General features: G+C 56.5%; 1 protein-coding gene. It reads left to right on the top strand.

The window, feature by feature from the left end; genetic code table 11:
* Positions 1–669: 669 nt before the first annotated feature.
* Positions 670–1,914: group II intron reverse transcriptase/maturase (gene ltrA / locus FEM03_RS24150; protein ID WP_166443113.1), on the top strand; the 1,245-nt coding region annotated here is incomplete at its 3' end.

The raw sequence follows: 1,914 nt of genomic DNA, 5'->3' as shown, positions 1-1,914 counted from the left end.
TCCGTTCGCATATGAAAACATGAAACCAACCAGTGAAAGTCCAGGTCTTCGAGGTCGATGCTCCTTGATGGTAGTCGAGTGTAACTGCACGGCTGCGAAGTCGTGTGGAGAGAAATACGAGACGAAAGATCAGCCCCAAAAGTCGAAAGACCTGAACACGTTTCGGCCAGGCATACTGACGAGTCGGCGGAGAGGAGAGAACGGCGCGAGAGCGTGGGTCTCGGACGAAGTCCAAGGCATGAGCCTCGCCGCAAGCCGCTACAGCAAGCATTCGACAAAGCGGACTTGCGGAGGATGTAGGGTGTGTGGTGTGGGGATGATCGGAAGGCTTCATGGGCTAAGTATGGACTCCTGCCGCGCAAAGGATGCGCTGGCAGCGAGCAGAACCCTCATAGTAGCGATGAAGCGGGTAATGACCGTGGAGCGAAGGAGGGTAGAAAGATGAATGCGTCAGTCCAAATCGTGCCACTAACACCTGAAGCAGTGCCTGCAAAGGCTACACCTTCAGGGGACAAGGCACATCCGCCCGAGGCAACCGTGCGGATGACCATCGGCTCCTGCATGATCTGGACGCCACGCATGTTACAGGCCCTCGCAAGGGGGAACGACGGTAGAAAGTGGCACACGCTCATTGATAAGGTTTACGCGCCTGTAAACCTCCGATCAGCGTTGAGCACGGTCACCCAACGCAAAACCAGCCCCGGCATCGACGGACGCAGCGCCGCAAGCGTTGTTCGTGAAGCTGAGGCTGAGGTCGCCACATTAGAGCGGCTGTTGCGCGAGGGTAAATATGAACCACAGCCCGTGAAGCGAGTGTGGATATCCAAGCTTGGAAGCCGTGACAAGCGACCCCTTGGCATCCCCACGATACGAGGACGCATAGTGGAAACCGCACTACGAGACGTGATCGAACCGATATTCGAGCACAGTTTTGCCGAGCACAGCTATGGGTTCCGACCCAAACGCAGCGCCAGGCAGGCCGTGGCAAGAGTGGAAGAACTTCTTAACGAAGGAAGACACTGGGTAGTGGACGCCGACATCAAAAGCTACTTTGACAACATCCCTCATGCACAACTCATGGATCGAGTCCGAGACAAGATCAGTGACAGCTGCGTGTTGGGGTTATTGGAGAAGATGCTCAAACAAGGCGTCATGGAAACCATGAACGACTGGAAACCAACGGAGCAGGGGACACCGCAAGGAGCGGTCATAAGCCCACTGCTGGCCAACATCTATCTTGACCCGCTCGACCATCAGATGGTTGAGCAGGGAAGGGAAATGATCCGCTACGCAGACGACTATGTGATCCTGTGCAAAACTCAAGCCGAGGCTGAAGAAGCCTTGGAGCAAGTGCGAGCATGGATGAGCAAAGCCGGGCTAACACTGCATCCCGAAAAGACCCGCATCGTTGACGCAACACAACGCGGAGGCTTTGAGTTTTTGGGCTGGCACTTTGAACGCGGCTATAAATGGCCGAGGGAAAAGAGCCAGAAGAAGCTCAAAGAGAGCATCCGTGAACGCACACGCCGCCACAATGGCCACAGCCTTAAAACGATCATCACGCGAGTGAACCAGGTCGTGAGAGGCTGGGGTAATTACTTTCAAGGCGGAGCGAGCACTGTATCCCCGCGGATAGACGGGTGGATACGAGGGCGACTGCGAAGCATCCTACGAGTCCGCGCCAAGCGACACGGCAGGGGGCGGGGCAGGGATCATAACCGCTATCCAAACCACTACTTCGCTGAGAGGGGGCTGGCATCCTTACAACAAGTCACGCACCCTGACAGCCTGAAACCTGACGCAAGTGGGAAACCACTGTCAGCACTCAACAATCGGAGAGCCGGATGCGGGAAACCCGCCAGTCCGGTTCGGAGGGAGGGGCGGCGCAAACCAATGCGCCGTCCCTACCCCTAT

This window comes from Phragmitibacter flavus (assembly GCF_005780165.1).
Taxonomy (GTDB): Bacteria; Verrucomicrobiota; Verrucomicrobiia; order Verrucomicrobiales; family Verrucomicrobiaceae; genus Phragmitibacter; species Phragmitibacter flavus.
Note: the sequence above shows the minus strand (reverse complement) of the source record. Positions and strands in the feature narration are given on the sequence as shown.